The sequence below is a fragment of the Natronoarchaeum sp. GCM10025321 genome, assembly GCF_042663585.1.
Taxonomy (GTDB): domain Archaea; phylum Halobacteriota; class Halobacteria; order Halobacteriales; family Natronoarchaeaceae; genus Natranaeroarchaeum.
Genome location: NZ_JBHTAN010000001.1, coordinates 351556 through 373133, shown reverse-complemented (window position 1 = coordinate 373133; position 21578 = coordinate 351556). Strand labels below are relative to the sequence as shown.

The window sequence follows — 21578 nt, the reverse complement described above, 5'->3', positions numbered from 1 at the left end:
TATCCGGGGGACATCCTCGCCCGCCGTGAACGGCGGGATTCTCTCGCTGCTGAAAAGTAGGAACCGACCGTTCACCCGACTGGTTCCGATTACTGTCTCATTGTTTGGGGCGGACAGGCCGCCATCGTAGGACTGGCGGGAATCGGTCCGTTCCTAACCGATTCCTGCTCCTGAGTAGGCTTGCCTGTCAGTTCAAAACACGGATTGAGAAATCTCGGAGGGGCCAGTAAACGTAGACTGATTCCGAGTTGTCGGATTCAGCCTGCGTTAACGAGACCGCAGGTCTCGTTCCCACACCAGAAATCTGTGATGTCTGGGGGCAGCTAAAGCCGCAGGTATTCTCCTTGCTATTTATAAGCAGGTTATACGCTTAAGCTACAGAACAATGCGGTTACGAGTCTTCTATTCAGTTGTATGACACAGAGAAACCATGCTGATGATCAAGACAGAGCTACTGAATCAAAAATCTACCTCCCTGCCGGGGTCACCCCGTCGTCCGAAGCCAGTTGGTTTGAGTACATCTGGACAACGCTGTTCAGCCGTCGCATCTGAAAAAGGGGATAGAACTGCGAACGAGTCCGTTGAACCAGCTAATTCAAGAGTGAAGTGTGTGATTTCTGAATTGATCTTCCGCTCTGACGAGACACATGAGACGTGAAAAAATTGAACCCCATCCTCGCATTCAAGAATTACGACTGACCGACTCAGTTAAGCCACCACACGACCTCCGTATAAGCCCGGTAACAAGCATCGCAATATATTTACATCAAGTATCTCAAATATAATCCTAACACCTAATGTACGAAACCATCACTTTACAGAACAATGACCGATATTAAAGCCGTTGTCCGGGCCGAGCATCCTGACATAGTGCTCACACAGTCAGTCAGTCACGATCGAAGTTCGAAAGTCAAGTCGGTGTCAGAGGCTGGAACTGACCCGACGTCGGGGAAGTTCTTTTATTACATAGAATCATCTGATTTCCAGCGGTTCGAGGACGGGTTACGGAATGATAGTACCATTGGCGAATTCGAACGAGTTATTGAAACCAGAGACAAGGAGGCGATATATAGCTTTGAGTATACAGACAAAGCGAAGATCCTCTCACCAGTAATTTCGGCCGCGAATGGTGTTATCCTCGACATGGAAAACGATGGAAGCGCCTGGATCCTAACAGTATGGATGCCCGAGCGAACGGATCTAGTTCATCTTTGGGACTATGCACAACAGCACGACATTGATATCGATTTGCTGCGCGTGAATGAATACGCTGGTTTGGGGAATACGGACGCCGGGTTGACCGATAGCCAGCGAGAAGCACTCCTCGCCGCATTCAGATCGGGGTACTTCGAAGAACCACGGAACGCAACTCTCAGCGAGGTCGCCGCTGATCTGGATATCTCTCAACCTGCAGCAAGTGGTCTGCTTCGACGTGGAATCAAGCGACTCATCATATCTTCCCTGATGGATGAGAGTGAAACGCCAGATTGATCAGCGGGACTCGGTGCAGTGGCAACGGTGAGTTCTCCACTTCTCAGAAAGTTCAAGTGCTACGGAGCTAATCAATAAACCAATTAATGCTTGCGGACGAGTAAGCAGTATGAACGGTGATAGAAGAGTCCGTAAGAACTCAACAATCCTTCCGGACTCGAAAACTATCGATATCCTCCATATCGATGACGACCCCAGTTTCGCCGGGCTTGTCGCCACCTTCCTTGAACATGAACGTGACTGTTTCAATGTCCGCAGTATAACAGACTCTCGCGATGCCCTAGACGTTCTCAAAGAGAACGAGTCGTCTGTTGATTGTATCGTGAGCGACTACGAGATGCCGGGCGTAGACGGTTTGGAGGTACTGGAACGAGTACGTGAGTCCTATCCAGATCTTCCGTTTATCCTCTTCACTGGAAAAGGTAGTGAGGAGATCGCTGGCGAAGCCATCACGGCAGGCGTCACTGACTATCTCCAGAAGACCACTAGCACGGACCAGTATGGCGTCCTCGCGAATCGCGTGCAGAACGCTGTCGAAGGATACTGGGCCGAACGGTACATGAACCGTGGTCTCGAAGCCATCGAAACCGCACACGACGGCATCAGCATTCTTGATGACGATGGCTACATCGAGTACGCGAATTCCGCCTGTGCGGAGCTTCTCGGCTACGAACCCGAGGAGCTTATCGGCCTCCATTGGGAAACGTTCTACCACGACGAGGATGTCGATCACGTCTACGACGTCCTCCTTCCGGAGGCACGCGATGGGCGTTGGCACGGCACTACGTCGTTCGTCCGGAAGCACGGCGAACCAATCGACCTCGAGCACACGCTCTCGTTTACTACCGATAACTCGCTGATCTGTACACTCACGCCACCACAAGCGACTGATGCGGGGACGCTGCATCTATCGGCGAAAGAGCAAGCAATGGATGAGGCTCCGATCGGGATTCTATTGACGGACCCCAACCAGGAGGATAACCCGATTATCTACGCGAACGACGAATTCACGGCACTCACTGGCTACGAGAAACACGAGGTGTTTGGGCAGAACTGTCGATTCCTCCAGGGCGATGGCACTGATGATGAGCCAGTCGAGGAGCTTCGAAGAGCCATTGATAATCGCGAGCCGGTAACCGTCGAGGTGCGGAACTACCGGAAGGACGGCACGGAATTCTGGAATCGCGTCCGCATCGCACCACTGTATGACGCTGACGGCGATGTCGATCTCTTTGTCGGATTCCAGGACGACGTTACGGAGCACAAGAGGTACGAACAACGGTTACAGTCCCATACCGCGCGTCTCGAGGCGCTGTTCGAGCATTCGCCGGATATGTTTATAATCCACGACTTCGACGGCGTCATCCGGGATGCCAACCAGCGACTGTGTGACGAACTCGGATACACTGAAGACGAACTGATCGGACAGTATGTCTGGGATCTCGATCCAACGGCCGATCCGGAGCGCGCGTCGTCATTCTGGGAGTCACTCCCGCCGAATACCCCGCGTCGATTCGAGGGAAAACTCGAACGGAAAGACGGGTCCACATTCCCCATCGAAATCCACCTTATCCGTCTCAACTTGGATGGAGAGGATCGGATCGTGGCGATGGACCGTGACATCAGTGACCAGAAGCGACGCGAGCGTGAACTCGTCCAGCAGAACGAGCGGTTGGACCGATTCACGAGTGTCGTAAGTCACGATCTCCGGAACCCGTTACAGCTCGCGAAAGGCCGCCTGGAGTTACTGCGAGAGGACTGCGACAGCGACAACATCGACGAGATCGACTACGCGTTGGGCCGGATGGATGCCCTGATCGACGATTTACTGGCGCTCGCGCAGGCCGGGGAAGCAGTAATGGACCTCGAAGCAGTCCAGTTGCCGGACGTCGCCCAGCTATGCTGGGGAACACTATCGACAAAGGATGCGACGCTCTCGATTGAGACAGACCGTACCATCGAGGCAGATCCCGATCAGCTCCAACAGCTCGTACTAAATCTGTTCCAGAATGCCGTCGAACACGGCGGGCCAGACGTAACAGTGACGATTGGGAACACAGATACTGGCTTCTATGTTGCTGATGACGGGGGCGGACTCCCCGACTCAGAGAGTACGAACGTGTTCGAAGCGGGATATACGACCGCTGACGACGGGACCGGATTCGGGCTGGGTATCGTCAAGGAAGTCGTTGACCGACACGACTGGGAGATCACTGCCACAAACGGTCCCGACGGTGGTGCTCGTTTCGAGATTGAAATCACGTGACCGTCCGGTACGTCGGTAGATGCGGGCACGCTCGATACTGATAGTCCTGTATCTCCCCTGTGGGGTTCACTTTTTCTCTGACAGTAGGTTTCGCTCCCGTGACAGTGCCTCACAGTGTTCACTGCGTCCGACTGTCCTGCTGTTCATTCCTGGTCGTCTGCTCCCTGCTCACTCGTTTCGGGTTCCTCCGTCCCGTCGCTCTCGTCTTCTTCGGGTGAGACTGCCTCACCGTCAGCCATCGACCACTCTAGCTCGACTTCCAATTCGGCCTCATCCTCTTCTTCCTCGTACTCAACTTCCACTTGAACTGCTCGGGAACGGTCACCGGGCCCTCATCGCGGCCCAGTTCTACTGACCCGCTCGCAACGCCGGTGGCGAGGCGACGGAGGACGTTCTCTCCCTGTTCGCGGGTCATGAGGCCCTCCAACTCGAATTCCTCTTCTTCGTGCTCTTCCGCATCATTCGCATTCTGGCTCTGGTCTGTCACGTGTACACGTACGGCCTCCATACCAAAATTCCACCCCCACTCCCGCTTTGCTCTCACCTGTCCGCTCAGATTGCAGATCGACCGCTCGGAGGTTTCAGTCAGAAAGAACCACGGGCGAAATGGTCGATACAGATGAACGGCTTACCAGGTCCGGGTCGGGAGAAGACCAATTGCACTGACGACCTGATGGTCACCATCGACGGGTACGATCACACGCATTTGCTCGTTGTAGTCAGCCAATAGCTCTCGACAGACGCCACACGGCGGGATAACGCGCGCTTCGGTTGCGTCATGATAGGGCAATGGGTACGATACGGCTACGGACGTCTGAATCTCGTCATGGTCATACCCGTCTGCAATGGCTGAGCCAACTGCAACTGGCTCTCCACAGACCGAGGCCCGTCCGATACTGGCCGGTAAACCCACACCCTCATATACCGAGCCATCTGCCATCCGAATGCCAGCAGTGACGATGTGGGCATCATCAAAAAACTCCGGATCGAACGTCTGTTTATACGCTGAGCAGGCGCAATACCACGTCGTTTACGGCGTGGATACGCGCCGCCAACTGATGATACAATAACCGTTGTTCGGCATTTCTGGATATTCCACGCGACCCGAAACCGACACTTGTCCATAAGCTAAGAAACATAGGTTATGTATGGCGAAACAGGTCGTCAAACGCACTTTCATTGGTTCCATACAGAACCATCAGCAAGTGCAGGACGACCTTGATTCGCTTGGATTCGCCGCCAGTAAACTCTGGAACGTCGCCCGCTGGACAAGCGGGCGTGTCTGGAACGAAACTGGCCACATCCCCGACGACGGCGACCTGAAATCGTACCTCAAATCCCACGAACGCTATAGTGACCTACATTCGCAGTCAAGTCAGCGAGTTCTTGAAGAACTCTCTGAAGCGTTCACTGGCTGGTACAAGAAACGCCAGAACGGGGACTCGAAAGCGAATCCACCAGCATATCGCAAACACAACGACGAACATCCACGCTCAACGCTCACGTTCAAAGGCGCTGGCTTCAAGCTCGATACCAAAAATGGTCGAATCCGACTCTCCAAAGGTGAGAACCTGAAAGAGCACTGGTCGGACTTCGTTCTCTGCAACATCCAAACACGACCTGACGTTGACCTCTCTGCGATTGAGAGCGTCCAGCAGGTACGCGCTGTCTGGAATAAGCAGCGAGACGAATGGGAACTCCACATCGTCTGCAATGTCGAAATCAATGCATCAGAGAACGACGCTGAGAAGACCGCTGGTATCGACCTGGGTATCTGTAACTTCGCCGCTCTCGCCTTTGAACACCAAGAGTCTGAGCTATACCCGTTGAACTGCCTCAAACAGGACGATTACTATTACAGCAAGCATATTGCTCACTGTGATGATTCCTCGTCGGAAGAATCAGTACGGTTGAACACCAAGAAATCTAATCGTCGTGCGCACTATTTCCACACGCTCTCGAAACATATCGTGGAGAGATGCGTTGACGAGAACGTCAGTGTGATTGCAATTGGTGACCTCAGCGGGATCCGTGAGGATGAAGACGGTGAGACGAAGGATTGGGGCAAGCACGGTAACTTGGACTTGCACTCGTGGGCGTTCGACCGATTCACTGACCTGCTCGAATACAAGGCTGAAGAATCTGGCATTTCCGTTGAGCGCGTATCTGAGGAGAACACCTCAAAGTCGTGTTCTTCGTGCGGGTGTGAGCGTGAGTCGAATCGTGTTGAGCGTGGCTTGTACGTGTGTGCCGAGTGCGAGTTGGTTGCGAATGCTGACGTGAATGGTGCTGAGAATATTCGGAAACAAGTATCTCCGAGTCTCGCCACGGATGGCGGTGATAGGAGTAACGGCTGGTTGGCACAGCCATCGACGTACCTGTTTGACAAGGAAACTGGCTCGTTTGAGCCTCAAGAACAGGCAATGTCGTAGACCCTAATATCCCAAACCAGCGGTAGCGGTGCCGTGGGATTCCTCCGCGTTCACGCGGAGGAGGATGTCAATCCTGATGCGCGAGGCGAGAGATACGGACGGCCGCCTCTCGGTCGTGGGCTATCGAGCACGGCAGGTTATCGCGGCCCGGTTCGGCGTCCTCGTCGTCATTACACTCCTCGTTGTCGGCGTCTCAGTGGGAGTGATGCTCGTCGACTTCTGGCCGGAGCAGCTGTGGTGGTTTGTCGCCGCGATGCTCGTCCTCTCGGTGACCTACGGACTGATCGGGATGCTCGTCGGTGCCGTCTTCAATCGACTGGCCGGCCTGTGGATCATGTTGATCCTCCCGATGATCGATATCGGGCTCTTTCAGGACCCATTGTTCGTCCAGTCCGAGCCCGAGTGGTGGATGAAACTCTTCCCGGGCTACCATCCCGTCCGCGTGATAGTCGATACCGGGCTCACAACGGACCTGGATACTGCTGTGTCACTCAGCTGGGGATTCAGCTATCTCCTCGTCATCGGGCTCCTCGCTATATGGGTGTACTACCGAGGAACTCGAACGACGTGACGACGCAATCGAAAAAGGACGATCTCCGCAGACGGACGGATTTACCGACGTCTCCCAACGGGGTTCGGTGACTCTCCTCACAGGGATGGGTCGTTTTGCCCGTCCTCCAACCGTTCACGACGCGTCTGGAACTCTTCTTCGTCGATCTCGCCTCGTGCGTAACGACGTTGAAGGGTTTCCATCGCGGAATCGTCACTCTCTGGAGGTGCATCACCTCGACCCGTTGCCCAGTAGAGGAGTCCGCCGACCAGCCCCAGCATTCCGAATGCCCCGCCGACGAACGGCAGCCCACCGAACCATCCACCGTTCCGGCCGTTCATCATCCCCGGGCGGGACCCCATTCCGGGACCCATCATTCCGCCATCGGAGTTCCCATCACCCCCGGTACCAGATCCATACGCGATCGCGCCCTGCTCGACGATCGCGTCGCTCTCGGGCACGTCACCGTCCGGAATCGGACTCTCTTCGGCCGGGCCGCCGGGATTGCCAACGACGATGCGACCAACCATCCCGACTGTCTTGTGCGGGATGCAGTAGTAGTCGTACGTACCTGGTTCTTCGAACGTGTACTCGTACCCTCCCGACGAGATGACCCCACTATCGAATGGACTGGCGTCGAGCGGAATCCGGTTCTCGTAGGCCGTCGCCGAGTGTGTACCGGCTGCTATCTCGAAGCGGACGGTCGTGCCGGGTTGGACGTGGAGCCCGATCGGGTCGAAATAGTTGTTGCCCATCTTCACGACGGGCGTCTCCTGTGCGCTCACTGGCTGAGAGAGGCCTGCGCTGGCGACTGCGCCGGCACCGAGCACTCCCAGGAACTGACGTCGATCATAGTTCGTCATGTGGTTTGAATTGGTCGGGTGGTCGTTATGTTCGCACGACATCGACGAGACGTTGGACGAGTCCAGACGACTGTTCGGTCGCGCTCTCAATGGCTGGTTCGAGGTCGTTCCGCTCGACAATGCCGATGAACTCGGCGGTCTGTTTACCGCTCGCGTAGACGAGTGTCGTCGGCGTCTTCCGGACGCCGTATTCCTCGGCCGTTTCCAGATCTTTCTGGATATCGATCTCCCGGAACTCCATGTCCGGATACTTCTCCTCGAGGCCGTCGTTTTTCTCTCGTTGTGTTGCGCATGCTCCGCACGTCTCTTGGGTGAAGAGGATGACTTCGGTCACATAGTATAATACGGTATTGGGACTTAACCACATTACTATTCAGAATCGTAAGCTGAGAGAACTCCATCTCTTCGATTCGAAAGGGCGTTCACACAGTGGTGACCGGGAGTAGCATCACAAATTCGATCACGCAGGCGTGTGAATACGCACTTGGTGCGTACTCGTTGGCTCAATCCGACCGTTCGAGTCTCTCGCGGCGGGCTTCGAACTCTTCATCAGTGAGGTCGCCACGAGCGTATGCCGTGCGGAGTTCCTCCATCGCGGGATTTCGAGATGTCTGCGTTTCGCTAATACGCCGGAAGACGAGATAGCCACCGCCGAGGAGGATAAGGAGGAAGATGAGCGGGACGAGCATCCCGACGAGCGGCCACCACCCGCCAGTACCGCCATACTGACCCATCATCCCACCGTACCCCATCATCCCGCCGAATCCTATCCCCATTGTGAGCAACGGGAGTAAGATGATCGCTCCGAGGATCAGAAGAACGATCGTCGTGACGTCGAGCTGGTTTGATGAAGACATCGAAGATCAGGTCTCCGATCTGGATCCTAGTTCGTCGGTGACGGCCGAGAGAACACGTTCGAATCGCTCGGTGACCTCGGTCGCGATAGACTCGAGCGCATCGTTGTCTGCGATGTCGATCAACTGCTGCGGATCGACGGCACTCACAACGATATCGTCGTCATCGGTTTCGTAGACGATGACGTTACACGGGAGGAGTGCTCCGAGTTCGATTTCTTCGGTCAGTCCCTCGTATGCCAGGGGGGGATTGCATGCACCGAGAATGCGGTACTGGCGGAATTCTTCGTTGAGTTTCTCCTTGAGTGTCGCCTGGATGTCGATGTCACAGAGGACGCCGAATCCTTCGTCTTCGAGCGCTGCGATCGTCGTGTCGACGACGTCGTCGAAATCGCCAGTGACTGAAGTCTGTATTGTGTATTCCATGTAATATTATACCCCGTCCACGGGGTTAACGGTTGGGTGCCGCAACGGCGAGCGTTGGGAGTGTGATGTATCGGCTGGAACAGCAACTGTTCCAGTCATCCGGTTCGTTCGAGCTGTTTTCGCCGTCGATCGAATTCTTCATCCGATAGCTCACCGCGGGCGTAGCGCTCGCGGAGAACTGACAGCGACTGCTCTTCGTTCCCGCCGGATCCTCGGTTGAGGAGCGCATAGACGATGTAGAGCGGGACGACGATGAGGAGCCCCATCCAGAGAAGTCCCCAGAGGCCCATCGCTCCGCCGAAGAGGCCCCAGCCGCTCCCGCCCATCATACCGCCGCCGTAGCTCCCACCACCGCGGGCAGCAGCCGTTCCAGTCGTTGCGACCAGCAGCGGGACGGCGAGGATTGCGAGTCGACGAGCAGTGCGTCCGATGTGAGTGGTGAGTTGTGTCATTATCTTGAGTTGGTGAGTTGTGGTGTTCGGTTGCAGCGATCGAAACGGTCAGGGTTGTCAGCAGTGGCCCTGCCCGTACATCTCGCCGCTGTAGTCGTCGTCAGCTCCGTCGTGGTATTCCTCGTCAGACATGTCCTGGGCCATCTCGTCGACGGTCACACCCATGTGCGACTCCATCCACTCGACGCTACCAGGGCCCATGTGTTCGGCCATCTGCGCCTCCATCCAAGTGGCCAATTCATCTGCGGTGGTATTGTCCGTGAGCGTGTCGTCAGCGGTCGTGTCGTTGCCGTGTGCGCTGGCAACGGGCGCGGCAAACGCGAGTCCGACGATCGCGAGGGCCACGAGCAGCCAGCGGCCGAGTTTGAAGTTGGTCATTGTCTTTCTCCTCGATTACTCGTAGGACTGCTGGGGGGTTATCGACGTGGGTGTGAATCCACACAGGAGAACGTTCGAGAACATGTATAAGAGGACCTAACCGTTTTTCAGGACAAGGACCGTTCCTCCGGCCCGAATTCGCCGGATTGGTACTCAATCCTTCTCCCGGGACAGGACCACGGCCCCAGGAACAACAGTATGAACGATCCGTAACCAGGTCATTCGACGTATTCTACGACACGCGCCATCCCTGCATCGAGATTGTGCAGACGTGATAGTGGACAACGTTTTGGACGGGGCTGGACTCGTGGGAACGCCCCACTAGTTCGCCTGTTTTCGTTATAGGTCGTCGCTCGGATAGATGCGATACGTCCGCCCTTGGCGCTCGCGGTACAGCAGGCCACGCTTCTCAAGCGCACTCACCGTCTGACTGACCTTGCTCTTCGAGATGTCCGAGCGATCCCTGAGTTCGATCTGTGTGATGCCAGACGAGGAGATAACTGGTTCGAGGATACGGCGTTCATCATCTGGCAGGAGGTCTAACACGCGAGCCTGTAGCTGAGACTCCGGATTGATGGCTCGATTCGATTGGACAGCTACCTCTGGCGATTCATCACCCTCAGGATCGGTCGGATTCGCCATTTAACTCTGTGAGCGGTCGTTTACCTCTATGCTGGTGACCTCATCCCGAATCACGAGATACCCCCATCGATGACAGCCGAAACGAGGAAGGTTCCGAGGACGTACCAGAGTGGATTCGTTCCGTGAACGGACCCCATCAACGTGCCCATTATCGATCCCATCTGGTCGAAGGCCTGCTATTGCTGGTATGCTTGCCAGATGAGCACACCAGAGACGATGAGGACGACAGCGACCAAGCCACCGACTACTGTATCGGCTCGCCGTCGTGGGTGAGGCTCGGTCCACTATCGTCGGTTCGCATCCCACGGGGTCGCAGTACTGCCCGGGCACACCGAGACCACGACGGTAGACGTATAGGAGAAAGCCAGAGAGCGCGAACACGACGATTTTGAAAACCTGAACGAGACTCGTGATGACGAGCCCCATGATGATCGCCCACGCCGCAGTCCAGAGGAAACCGACGCCGATCCGCAACGACTCGAGGATTCCGTCGACGAGGGCGGCTTGCATATTTAGACGATCGCAGCCATCTTTTTTGTTATTTGTTCTTAAGAAACCGGGGCAGTGGGCGGAGTAAATCTTGCATTCAAAGGTGACTCATGCTATCAGAGGTGGTCAAGCGTTCGAGGACTGCGTTCGCGCTCATCAGTTTTTGCGTGTCACTGATTCCAGTCGGTGGTGGCTCCTTGGTCTTCCGACGGACCGGCCATACAGATCTGGGTGTTGGACCGCTGGTTCCCCCACGATATTTTTCCTCCGTGTTACCAAGGAATCGCTCCCTTTCGAATTGTAAGAGAAACCCGATTGAAGGAGTAGAGCGTATCTGTAGTCATGAGCACTACTACCACAAACCAAGATGCGTACGAAATGGACTCCACGACCAACGTGATGCATCTCGATTCGTTGGCACTGGCGGGCGCAGCAGCAGTCGTCTCTGCCACCGCGATGCTCCTGCTGGGTGTGTTCGGAGCGATCGGCGTCTATGAGGGCGCAGTCGAAGCGATGGAGCAGTGGCACCTGTTCTTCGAACCGACCATCGTCGGGACTGTGGCGGGCATGGTCGAGGCAGCGGTGATCAGCTTCGTCTTGATGTATGCCTTCGCGTGGCTTTACAACGCCTTCGTATCATAGATTAGGTGTCAATCCAGGTACGTCACCGACAAAGCCGAAATCATCATCGACGCATCGTCCGAGGAGGTATGGGAGTACGTAACCGACCCAGTCCATTGGACGGCGTCGAACCCCGAGGAACACTACGGACTTGAGTACAACACGCCCGATAACCATCCCCGAGAGGATGCGACATTTCACCAGGCCGAAGAGGTCGCTGGGACGTACGCCGACCTCCACGGCCGATTCCAGTACATCGGTCATCCACATGTAGGGGTCTGGACTGGGACAGCGTACTATCCGGTTCTTCGTGGAATTGTCACTCAGGAGTAGCCGTCTCTCTCCAGAGAGTCGTTTTTTCCGGACACGACGAAGAATGCTGCTGGTGAAACCAGCTGATTAGCGGAGTCGACCGAGGAGCTCGTAATCGTGATCCGGAGTGTACCGGCGGAACAGTAGACTGTTCGACAACACCGATACACTTGAGAAGGCCATCGCGCCGGCGGCGAGCACGGGCTGGAGCAGCCCGAGTGAAGCCAACGGGATCATCGCCGTGTTGTACCCAAGCGCCCACACGAGGTTCTGCTTGATCTTCTGGAGCGTCGCGTCCGAGATACGGATAGCCTTCACCACGTCGAGTGGATCGTCGCGCATCAGCGTCACGTCCGCCGCTTCGATAGCGACGTCCGTCCCGCTCCCGATGGCCGTCCCGACGTGGGCCACCGCGAGCGCGGGCGCGTCGTTGACGCCGTCGCCCACCATCATCGCCTTGCGACCTTCGTCCTGAATGGCCTCGACGGCATCGGATTTGTCCTCGGGGAGCACCTCCGCGTGGACATTTTCGGGGTCGATCCCGACCTGCTCGGCGACGGAGAGGGCGGTCCGCTCGTTGTCGCCGGTGATCATCATCACGTCGATGCCGCGCTCCTGCAGTTGGCTCACGGCCTCGGTTGCACTTTCTTTGATCGTGTCGGCGTCAGCGACCACACCGATGAGTTTGCCCTCCGCTCGCGGCTGTTCGCCGCTCGCATCGCGGTCGCCGCTTCGCTCCGAACCGCGCAACGCGACGAGCATTGCCGTCTTCCCCTCGTTCTCGAGGCGCTCCATTGTCTCCTGAGCGGGCGAGGGGTCGATCCCGTTGTCGCGCAGCAGCTTGCGGTTGCCGACCAGCACCTCATTGTCACCGACCGTCGCTTTGATGCCGTGGCCGGGGACGTTCTCGAAGGCGTCCGGGTCGGTCACGTCGATACCACGGGCTTCAGCTCCATCGACAATGGCCCGCGCAAGCGGATGCTCGCTTCCACTTTCGGCCGTCGCTGCGAATCGGAGGACGTCGTCCTCACTGAGACGATCGCGTGCAGTTAGCGCTCCGCCGTCGGCTGCCGGCTCTCCACCGTCAGCGACAGGTTGGCCGTCACCGTCGAAGACCACGACGTCCGTTAGCTCCATTTCACCTTTTGTGAGCGTCCCGGTCTTGTCAAAGACGACCGTGTCGACGTCTTTCGCGCGTTCAAGAATGTCCCCGCCTTTGAACAGGACGCCGTTCTGGGCACCGATCGTTGTCCCAACCATCGTTGCAGCAGGCGTCGCTAACCCCAGCGCACAGGGACAGGCGATCAACACGGACGATGCGAAGACGATGAGCGCGAACTCGAAGACTGAGACGCCTCCAGCGGCGACGGGGCCACCTGCGACGAGTCCCCATAGCGGGAGTGCCTCAACGAAGCCCGCGAAAGTCGCGGGGAAGAGGAACCACACAGTGCCCCACAGCAACGCGTTCGCGATGACCGCTGGGACGAAGTACGCCGAGATGCGGTCCGCCAGATTCTGGATGTCGGGTTGGCGCGACTGGGCTTCCTTGACCGTCTGGACGATCTGCTGGAGCGCCGTGTCCGCACCGACCTTCGTCGCCTCAACGACGAGCACACCGTTCTCGTTGATAGTGGACCCGACGACCTCGTCACCCTCGCCTTTCTCGACGGGAACCGACTCGCCGGTGACCATCGACTCGTCGACGGCGCTCTGCCCGTCGATGACGACGCCGTCGGTCGGAATCTGCTCGCCGGGCCGGACCTTCATACGGTCGCCGACGGTGACCTCTTCGAGTGGCACTTCCACTTCGGTACCGTCCTCGTCGACGAGGGTGGCCGTCTCGGCCTCCATTTCGAGGAGCTTTCGAAGGGCGTCACCTGCCTGCCCTTTCGAGCGGGCTTCGAGGTAGTTCCCGAGGGTGATGAACACGAGGATCAACGCGGCAGTGTCGAAGTACAGCCCCCCCGCGATCAATTCCGCGAGTACTGCGATTGAGTAGAAATACGCAGTGGACGAACCCAGTGCGATGAGAACGTCCATGTTGGCGCGCCTGTTGTTGATCAGCGCGTTGTACGAGTTCTTGTAGAACGGCCAGCCGAGCACGGCCTGAACTGGTGTCGCCAGCAGGAACTCGACCCATCCGAATTCGACGCCGAGGACCGTCTCCGGGAGAATTCCCCCGCCGAGCAGGAACTTCTCTGCGAGGAAAAACAGCATCGGGGCCGAGAGCGCGGCTCCGAACAGCGTCAGTCGAAGCTGTTTTCGAATCTCACCCTGTCGTGCAGCGTCCCGAGCGTCTTTACCCGATTCACCGCTGTTGCTGTCTTCACGAACCGGCGAGTAACCAGCGTCCTCGATAGCGTCGTAGAGCGCGTCGAGTGAGGTGTCCGCGGGGTTGTACCTGACCTGCGCTTCGTCGGTGGCGAAGTTCGCCTCGGCCGCGATAACACCCGGCGTGTTCTCGAGCGCGGTCTCGTTCGTCTGCACACAGTTGGCACAGGTCATATCGGAGATGCCGATGGTCACCGTGTCAGACACCGCACCGTAGCCGGCGTCCTCGATCGCCCCGTAGATCTCTGCGAGCGATACCTCGTCAGGGTTGTACTCGACGGAGCCCTCGTCCGTGGCGAAATTGGCGTTCGCCTCGATGACGCCGTCGAGTGACTCCAGGGCGTCCCCAACTGTCCCCGAGCAGTTGGCACAGGTCATTCCTGTGATGTCCAGTTGTGCTGTGCGTGTTTCCATATCATACTGTAGGAGCTACCCCGTTAGGTGAGTTCTCACTTGGATAGTGAGGGTAATCGACGGCGTTTACTTTCGGTTCCAAACCGAAGTCAGCGCTATATGCCCTCTTCGAGACGCTGGTGTCGATCTTCGAATCGACTCTGACACGATTGACAACAGAAATGATAGAGCTCTCCATCAATACGACTCGTCTCCCCCTCAGAATCCACAGTATTACTGCACTCGGCACACGTGAGTGCGAACTCGACGCCGTCAATCGACGGTGTCCACTCGACTTCGTCGACTAACGTGACTGTGTAATCAACCGAGTTAGCGCCATCGAGAAGCGTGTTCACCCATGCTCGGACGTTCTGTGCTTCTGCACGTCCATAGAACCAGAGGTCGCCCTCCGACGTAATGAACACGTGTTCGACGGCGTCGTCGTTTCTGACCCGCTCGCGTACCGCGTCGAACGACTCAGACGGGAGATCCAGTTGAACGAGTACCGGTACACCAGCTCTGAGTTTAGTACGGTCGACATCGATAGTGAAGTTGTTGATGACTCCGGTCTCTTGGAGCCGTGTAACGCGATCTGAGACGGCTGGCCCCGAGAGGCCAACTTCCTCGCCGATCGCGCTGAACGGGCGACGGGCGTTCTCGGCTAACAGCGAGAGAATCTCCATGTCGGTTTCATCCAAGTCCCGCATACTGGCCCAAAAGGACGCAGGATACAATACTATTTCCCTGAAGATACTTTGGAATACGTCGTTTCATAACCGTTCGAACAACAGTATCGAAGCAGCAAATGACAAAGAGGAGCCGTCCGTATTTTTCACCGGAATGAGTCAAACGATCACCGTCGAGGGGATGACGTGCGAACACTGTGAACAGACCGTTAAAGAGACCCTTCAAGACGTATCTGGCGTGACTGACGCCACCGCCGATCGTGAGGCCGAACAGGCGAGAGTCAATGGTGACGCCGACGTCATGGCCCTTGTACAAGCCGTCGAAGACGCTGGATACACTGCCCACGCTTGAGAGCACCCAGAACGTTCGCGGACGACCACCCCGCCGTTCTCTTTCGAGTCCGCTTGCCCTGATCGCACCGCGCAGTATCAGGCCCCGGACGGATTGACATCCTCCTCCGCGTGAACGCGGAGGAATCCTGAGTGTTAGAGATTTCAGGTTTGCAGTCCCACCGAACCCTGACACGGTCAGAATCCGTGTAGAGTTCACGGACTGTGACGAGTGAGACTGCTGGGAGTGCCAAGCCCCCGGTACTCCTATCCTCTGTCATGTTCGGACTCCCAGAGTTGTTTTTGCCTCGGAGAGTCCGACAGGCTTCGACGGACTCGGAGTTACTTTCCTGGTGCGTGCAACAGTCAACTCCACGCCGACTCTGTGAGAATCGGGCGGTCATCAACTGGTTTCGATTACTGCTTGGTTGCTTGGGGCGGCGAAGCCGCCATCGGAGGACAAGGCAGAATCACTCTCTTCTCGCCTGAGTCCTATTCTTGAATCGGAGTGCCTGTCAGTTGAAAGTATGGATTGGAACTCTCGGACAGGTATCGAAACGTGGATTGGTTCCGTGTTGTCGGATTCATCCCACGGCTAAAGCCGTGGGTTTTCTCCTGTACCTTCTATAATTCAATTCACGAACAATATTGCGCTTTGAAGCCACGCATCATTTCCATCCTTCGAGGTTGTGATGTTCCTCAAGAGCGAGCTTGCTAATGAAGCGACCGAGCGAAGAGCAGCTCAATCAGGAGCGATGAGCTCGACGACATGCATCGGCTCGTCGCCCACGAGGTCTCCAATCTGGTCCGTACAAGACATGCCGCTTGCAAGGGTATGTTCACAGTCCGCCTCGTCGAGCTGTGTCTCCAGATTCGAGCCGACGTCGATCGAAAGCTCGTAGTACTGCTGCTTGTAGCCGAACGATCCAGCCATTCCACAGCACTCGACATCGCTTGTTGTCACCTCGTACTCCAGTCGGTCTAGGACGGAGAGGCCATACTCGTCGAGTCCCATCGTACGCTGTTGGCAGTGGGCGTGATAGGCAACCGTTTCCCCGTCGGCAGCGACAGTCAGCTCGTCGGGATTGGCACCGTTTTCGAGGAGCCCGTAGATGTATTCGAGAATCTCGTAGCTGTTCGCCGCGAGCGGTTCGTGCTGCTCTTCCGGAAGGAGCCTGGCGTAATCGTTACGGAACATCGCCAGGTCACTCGGCTCAATTACGACCACGTCGTCTCCCTGCTTGACGTATGGGCCAAGCTGCTCGACGACGCGTTCTGCTTTCGTCCGGGCCGTATCGATCATTCCCTGCGAGAGTGGTGCCCGCCCAGCCCCTGGTACCGGCGGGACGACGACCTCAGCACCAAGTGCTTCCAGCGCTCTGACAGCCGCCTTTCCGCGCTCGACTAGCATGTAGTTCGTGTACAGGTCGGGATAGAGCACGACTGTCCAGTCCGGATCACTCGGTGGAATATCGTCACGGCTTTCGAACCACTCGACAAATGTCGTCCGGCGGAACGCGGGGAGGTCCCGCCTCCGGTCGACGCCTGCGACGCGTTCAAGGAGGTACGAAGCCGGCAGAGAATTTGCAGCCCAGTTCGAGAGGGGTGCGAACGCGCTACCGAGTTTGGCAAGCGTCTCGAAGTTGCCGAACAGGCGTTTCTGGAGTCCCGGCCCAGAACTCTCGGTATCAGGCGTCAATCCATCGACCAGAAACTCGGCGCTGGTGTCGGTCTCGGTGTTGATTCGATCCCGGACGACGGTATTGATCCACGGGATATCGATATTGACCGGGCAGGCCTCGACACAGCGCGAACAGCCCGTGCAGAGATCGTTGAATTCCGCTGCGGTGTCGGTACCATGTACGCCAGCTTCCCACCCCGTGGCGATTCCGCCGGAGTACGTCTCACCACCAAACACATGGCCACCAACGGACTGGAAGTTCGCACAGGTGTTCGAGCAGGCCGAACACCGGATACAGTACAGTGTCTCCCGGAGATCTTCGTCCTCTCGCATCGCCAACCGCCCGTTGTCGATGAGGACGAGATGGAACTCACGGCCCTCGCCATCGCCGCCGATCGGTGTCTCTCGATCGTCGAAATCGACCGGTGGAGAGTTGATCGGGGGCGTGAGCAACGAGATATAACTCGTGATGTCCTGTCCCGTCCCGGAGCGGCCGATCAGTTCGATAAAGGGCTGCAGGTCCTCGATGCTCGGGACGATCTTTTCGACGCCAGCGACAGTGATCTGCGTGTCCGGAACGGTCACAGTCTTGCGGGCGTTGCCCTCGCTCGTTACCAGCGCCATGGTCCCGGAATCCGCCGTGAGAAAGTTCGCACCAGTCATTCCGACATCGGCGCCCCGGATCTGTTCACCCAGCTTCTCCCGGGCAAACATCGTCAGTTCCTCGGCCGTTTCGAGTTCGTCGGCAGGCTCGAACTGCTTGTTAAAGAGGGTCGCAATATCCTCACGAGACTTGTGGATCGCGGGAGCGACGATATGGCTTGGAGCCTCGTCAGCGACCTGAAGGACCCACTCGCCGAGGTCGGTCTCGACGACGTCGACGCCCTCACGTTCGAGGTGCTCGTTGACCGTGATCTCCTCGCTCGTCATCGACTTGCTTTTGACGAGGCGGTCGGCCTCCGCTTGCGAACAGACGTCCGAAATGTACTCGTTGGCATCGGCGGCATCATCAGCGATATAGACGGTTCCACCGTTCTCCTCGACCGTTTCAGTGAGTTCGTCGAGAAGAGCAGGTAGCCGTTCGATGGCGTCTTCCTTGATCGCCCTCGCTTCCGCGCGAAGCTGCTCGTACGACTCGAGATCGGCAACAGATTCGTATCGTCCCGCGTTAAATCCTCTCGTGTTAGCGGCGACTGCCTCGCCCTCCGTCTCCAGGATGTGTCGAATATGGGCTGCTTTCGACTCTCGCTGTGAGCTCATGAAACAACGATCACCTCCACTTCTTTCGGACCGTGCGCACCCTGCACCAGCGCGCCCATGTCCGCAGTTGCTGAAGGACCGGTTGCGAGAATCGCCGAACCGCGTGTTTCCCGGAGTTCGTCGCCGAGCCACTCGAAGGCTGCTGCCATATCCGGAACGATGTCTTGCTTCCGAAGGACGACAACGTGCCGGTCGTTGAACAGACTTACCGGCTCGCTCCCGAGTTCGTCCATCCTGAGAACGAGACTCCCGTACTCGGCGATCGCCAGCGAAGCTGCCGTAACACCAGTGGCTGCATTCTCCAGATCCGCTGGCGTGGGCGCAGTTGTTACTTGCTCCGGCAACTCGACGTCTGGCCACGGCAATGGTGTGCCGATGGCCGGCCCCTCGATCCGCTCATCGACCGCTGCCGCGACGTCGTCCGGAGGACACTCGGTGATCTCAACCCCGTAGCTACGTGCCCGATTCGTAAACGCGTCGTACCGCGGTGTATCCTGAGACATCATCAACTCTCCCTGCCGACTTGCTAGAAATTTCGATACTGTGTACTTCTAGCTTGCCCCAAGATCCACTTGGTGCCAGTCAACAGGTATGATGATCGCAATGGTTGTCGCAGTATAAAATAGACAGCTACGGAAAGTAACGACTGAATCGATGCCCAATCAGATCCTTATAGTGGGATACGACTGCTCTCTCAGCGGGTGGTGTTCCGACCGATAGCGATCTGGGAGAACGAAGGTGCCAAAGTGAGACCGGCAACTACCGCAGCCAACACTCTTACAGCAGTGTCTTAGATATTGATCTTAGTGGAATCGAATTGTGGAGTGATAACGACGATTCTGTTCACTACTCGTTTGAAATTTCTGCATCCCGTACCTCCGTCATCGATTCTACTAATGGTTGATCTGTTTTGACGGTTGTACTGACCGCCCGAAGCAAACTGTTGTATATCGCGGGCCGTTCGATCATTCCGATGTGACCGGTTCGCTCTAACTGGCAGAATACACCTTGCGAAATCCGGCTGGCAGTACTTCGTGCCACGTCAAGAGGGACGATCCCATCAGCAGGTCCATAGATGACCAGCGCTGGACAGTCGATGAGGCTCATATCATCACGCCCGTCATACCCCCAAAACCCCTCCGTGACCGTTGTCCACGCCGAACGGCGGTGCGGCATCGGGTTCGATTGAAGGAAGTCTTCGATGACACCCCTGGAGGTCTCTTCGTGTGCACCGACGCTGTGAGCCAATCGACGCATCAAGGTCTTGTTTGACGGTAACCTGTACAGACTGAGGGCAAGAAAGAGCCGTAAGAAGGGCTTTTCCCACGCTGGTGTGAGGTCGTGATCACCGCCCGCATGGAGAACGAGTGCGCTTGTCGGGTGCTGCTTCGCGTACTCGATAGCGACCGCTGTACCGTAGCTGTGACCGTGGAGAATTGGCCGATCAATATCGAGTTCTTTGAGTAGGGCTTGGAGATCGGCCACGTGACCGTTAATAGATTGCGTTGGTCGGGTCGTTGAGTTGCCATTGCCCGCCAACGAGTACGTCACGAGGTCCCGTTCTCCAGCAAACGCATGCAACTGTGGATACGGATTCCATAACGAACCAAGGCCTCCATGAATGAAAACAAGCGCCTCATCGGCCCCTGGTATATGGAGCGTTTCGAGAGCAACGTCATCGGATACCTGTATCTTGGTCGGCTCTGGTACTGACCGCCTGACTTTGTCGAAGCGGATGTAACCTGCCGGAAATGCGTCATATCCTGCCGACATGATCAGATATACCGGATGATGCTGCGTGGTCAATAAACCGACTCATACATATACCATTTTAAAGGAACATCAAATTTCTTGTCTTTCCAAGCAGATAGATACCGGTCTCCCCTGCGATTTTATCCTTACCGATACTTGAATCACCTGTACCGACCGATCCGAGGGATCGGAATCTGTGCAGGATTCTGTGTGAGATATGCGCGCTGTAGTCAGCACAGGCTCCAAGACATATTCAAAACCAGACAGATCACCCGACTCTCAAATGGCCGATTTCGGCCACCTCACGCCAGAAAGGTCGATCCCTTCGATCGTCGAACGCGAGCCTGCAGCGCCCATAACGAATATTTTCTCCAGAATCACAGTACAGCGGGGGGTAGATCGTCGATTGAACGCAATGCCGTTGCTTTCGTTCAGCAGAGGGCCAATCCCAAACGCCACTCTCGCTATCGAAGTCGGGAAGAGAACGCTGATGAATACCGCTTTCCGAAAGAGTCCCTCTAAAAATGTGCGGTCACGGGAACTGAGATCTGCTAGTAGTTCCCCTCCGGCGATGCAACGAAACGTTCTGATTATCTGTCAGAATTCGTGTACAAGATGTAGAGCATATATTCACTGTGGAGTCTGTTCTGCGGTTACTGCTAACTTTTGCGGATGGACGTTTCAGTACCCGCCTCCACCATCGAAGCACCGCCCGCATTTACTGGCGCTCGTGACGGTATTTGACTGGTCGGTTGTGGTGGGGTGAAGATTATCATGCGATAGATGATAGTGGATTCCACAAAGAGTCTGACAATCCGACTTACCGCCCTCATGTTTGTGGACTGTTCCTGTGACTTGGTTCATAATCACGTCCATGTCAGTCAGTAACGTAGACCACTGATATCACGTTACTGCTTGGTACACAAAGGTATTTCACCACCAGTTGACGCACGGAGGAGATAACGGTTGACCGATATACGCTTTGTATTCAGCATGACCATTGGAACCTATCACCGATCAAGGGTTTGAAAGACCTATTAGTCATACTTGAGTGAGTGGCCCGGATTCCCTCCTCGAAGAAAGATAGCCTGTCCGAGTGATGATCTGGTATTTCATATCGCACACGGGGGGTGTATATTCCTATAAGCCATAATATATTTATCTCGCAAACCGGGATTTCCTGTTAGTAATACCATAGTTGTAGTAACATATGCTAACCAGATCTTGGATTGATATGCGAATTCACCGCGTGCCAGATCAAATGTCTCGGAACCTGCTCAAGATAGTTTACGTATGGTTAATCGTCATCGTAATCGCAATACTCGAAAAATCGAGTTGATCAATTAAAAAGACAAAATATTCTGCTTTT

The 21578-nt window shown here is 56.2% G+C and carries 18 protein-coding genes and 1 pseudogene; 6 read left to right on the top strand and 13 right to left on the bottom strand.

The annotated features are described in order from the left end of the window. The first annotated feature begins 825 nt into the window (after positions 1-825). Both ACFQL3_RS01745 and ACFQL3_RS01740 read left to right on the top strand, forming a co-directional pair. Entirely contained in the window at positions 826-1491 is a 666-nt protein-coding gene (locus tag ACFQL3_RS01745; protein ID WP_377050823.1) for a helix-turn-helix domain-containing protein, read from the top strand. A gap of 109 nt (positions 1492-1600) precedes the next feature. Next, positions 1601-3757 carry a PAS domain S-box protein gene (locus ACFQL3_RS01740; RefSeq protein ID WP_377050821.1) on the top strand — a complete coding sequence of 719 codons (2157 nt, stop codon included), beginning with the start codon at positions 1601-1603 and terminating at the stop codon, positions 3755-3757. A gap of 247 nt (positions 3758-4004) precedes the next feature. On the opposite strand, the gene ACFQL3_RS01735 is transcribed toward ACFQL3_RS01740, so the two are convergent. After that, on the bottom strand, positions 4005-4265 hold the full coding sequence (locus ACFQL3_RS01735) for a hypothetical protein (protein ID WP_377050819.1): 261 nt from the start codon (positions 4263-4265) through the stop codon (positions 4005-4007). 640 nt (positions 4266-4905) lie between these two features. Here ACFQL3_RS01735 and ACFQL3_RS01730 point away from each other — a divergent pair. Continuing rightward, positions 4906-6189 carry an RNA-guided endonuclease InsQ/TnpB family protein gene (locus ACFQL3_RS01730; protein ID WP_377050293.1) on the top strand — a complete coding sequence of 428 codons (1284 nt, stop codon included), beginning with the start codon at positions 4906-4908 and terminating at the stop codon, positions 6187-6189. 76 nt (positions 6190-6265) lie between these two features. Continuing rightward, positions 6266-6760: a hypothetical protein gene (locus ACFQL3_RS01725; RefSeq protein ID WP_377050291.1), complete on the top strand. Its 495-nt coding sequence runs from the start codon at positions 6266-6268 to the stop codon at positions 6758-6760. 77 nt (positions 6761-6837) lie between these two features. Here the strand turns inward: ACFQL3_RS01725 and ACFQL3_RS01720 are convergent, their stop codons facing one another. The 7 genes and pseudogenes from ACFQL3_RS01720 to ACFQL3_RS01690 form a co-directional block, all read right to left on the bottom strand. Next, positions 6838-7602, bottom strand: a complete 765-nt coding sequence (locus ACFQL3_RS01720; protein WP_377050289.1) for a plastocyanin/azurin family copper-binding protein — start codon at positions 7600-7602, stop codon at positions 6838-6840. 25 nt (positions 7603-7627) lie between these two features. Further along, positions 7628-7936 carry a thioredoxin family protein gene (locus ACFQL3_RS01715; RefSeq protein WP_377050287.1) on the bottom strand — a complete coding sequence of 103 codons (309 nt, stop codon included), beginning with the start codon at positions 7934-7936 and terminating at the stop codon, positions 7628-7630. Between the two features lie 169 nt (positions 7937-8105). After that, positions 8106-8459, bottom strand: a complete 354-nt coding sequence (locus ACFQL3_RS01710; RefSeq protein WP_377050285.1) for an SHOCT domain-containing protein — start codon at positions 8457-8459, stop codon at positions 8106-8108. Between the two features lie 6 nt (positions 8460-8465). Further along, on the bottom strand, positions 8466-8882 hold the full coding sequence (locus tag ACFQL3_RS01705; RefSeq protein WP_377050283.1) for a DUF302 domain-containing protein: 417 nt from the start codon (positions 8880-8882) through the stop codon (positions 8466-8468). Between the two features lie 95 nt (positions 8883-8977). Next, on the bottom strand, positions 8978-9334 hold the full coding sequence (locus tag ACFQL3_RS01700) for an SHOCT domain-containing protein (protein ID WP_377050281.1): 357 nt from the start codon (positions 9332-9334) through the stop codon (positions 8978-8980). A 57-nt stretch (positions 9335-9391) separates the two neighbouring features. Further along, positions 9392-9712 carry a hypothetical protein gene (locus ACFQL3_RS01695; protein ID WP_377050279.1) on the bottom strand — a complete coding sequence of 107 codons (321 nt, stop codon included), beginning with the start codon at positions 9710-9712 and terminating at the stop codon, positions 9392-9394. 339 nt (positions 9713-10051) lie between these two features. Further along, positions 10052-10590, bottom strand: a pseudogene (locus ACFQL3_RS01690) (helix-turn-helix transcriptional regulator). Positions 10591-11185: 595 nt separating this feature from the next. On the opposite strand from ACFQL3_RS01690, the gene ACFQL3_RS01685 reads away from it, so the two are divergent. After that, a complete protein-coding gene (locus tag ACFQL3_RS01685) occupies positions 11186-11485 on the top strand; it encodes a hypothetical protein (RefSeq protein ID WP_377050277.1) in 300 nt (99 codons plus the stop codon). Between the two features lie 378 nt (positions 11486-11863). Here the strand turns inward: ACFQL3_RS01685 and ACFQL3_RS01680 are convergent, their stop codons facing one another. Next, a complete protein-coding gene (locus tag ACFQL3_RS01680) occupies positions 11864-14521 on the bottom strand; it encodes a heavy metal translocating P-type ATPase (protein WP_377050817.1) in 2658 nt (885 codons plus the stop codon). A 95-nt stretch (positions 14522-14616) separates the two neighbouring features. After that, positions 14617-15207: an AsnC family transcriptional regulator gene (locus tag ACFQL3_RS01675; protein ID WP_377050275.1), complete on the bottom strand. Its 591-nt coding sequence runs from the start codon at positions 15205-15207 to the stop codon at positions 14617-14619. Positions 15208-15340: 133 nt separating this feature from the next. Between ACFQL3_RS01675 and ACFQL3_RS01670 the strand changes: the two genes are divergently transcribed. Beyond that, entirely contained in the window at positions 15341-15538 is a 198-nt protein-coding gene (locus ACFQL3_RS01670) for a heavy-metal-associated domain-containing protein (protein ID WP_377050835.1), read from the top strand. 720 nt (positions 15539-16258) lie between these two features. On the opposite strand, the gene ACFQL3_RS01665 is transcribed toward ACFQL3_RS01670, so the two are convergent. The 3 genes from ACFQL3_RS01665 to ACFQL3_RS01655 form a co-directional block, all read right to left on the bottom strand. Beyond that, positions 16259-18457, bottom strand: a complete 2199-nt coding sequence (locus ACFQL3_RS01665) for an LUD domain-containing protein (protein ID WP_377050815.1) — start codon at positions 18455-18457, stop codon at positions 16259-16261. After that, on the bottom strand, positions 18454-18963 hold the full coding sequence (locus tag ACFQL3_RS01660) for a LutC/YkgG family protein (RefSeq protein ID WP_377050271.1): 510 nt from the start codon (positions 18961-18963) through the stop codon (positions 18454-18456). Before ACFQL3_RS01660 ends, ACFQL3_RS01665 begins: the two co-directional genes overlap by 4 nt. A 340-nt stretch (positions 18964-19303) precedes the next feature. Next, complete coding sequence (locus tag ACFQL3_RS01655; RefSeq protein ID WP_377050269.1) at positions 19304-20263, bottom strand: alpha/beta fold hydrolase; 960 nt, start codon at positions 20261-20263, stop codon at positions 19304-19306. Positions 20264-21578 lie beyond the last annotated feature (1315 nt).